The organism is Halomonas sp. SIMBA_159, from assembly GCF_046536035.1.
GTDB classification, from domain to species: domain Bacteria; phylum Pseudomonadota; class Gammaproteobacteria; order Pseudomonadales; family Halomonadaceae; genus Vreelandella; species Vreelandella venusta_A.
On sequence record NZ_JAWJBT010001711.1, the window covers coordinates 1 to 233 of the forward strand.

Genomic DNA, 233 nt, shown 5'->3' on the forward strand with positions numbered 1-233 from the left:
AGCTTGTTGGCATAGACATTGACGATGTCGCGCTCAAGGAACTATCGTCCGCTTACTGCCAGAGCAATTCGATTGCTCCCATCATCCGACCAAATGGTTCTCGCCGGATCATGCTGAGCGCACCAGCCCGCGAGGACCTGATCACTGAGCTAGCCTTTTTCCTGGGTCAGCCGCCCTTGCTTTGTGTCGCACCTCGCCGGATCATTCGGGCATTGCTCAATGATGGCGGAGTT

General features: G+C 55.8%; 1 protein-coding gene. It reads left to right on the forward strand.

The window, feature by feature from the left end:
* Positions 1-233: GspE/PulE/PilB domain-containing protein (locus R0J87_RS25050; protein WP_498889731.1), on the forward strand; the 233-nt coding region annotated here is incomplete at both ends.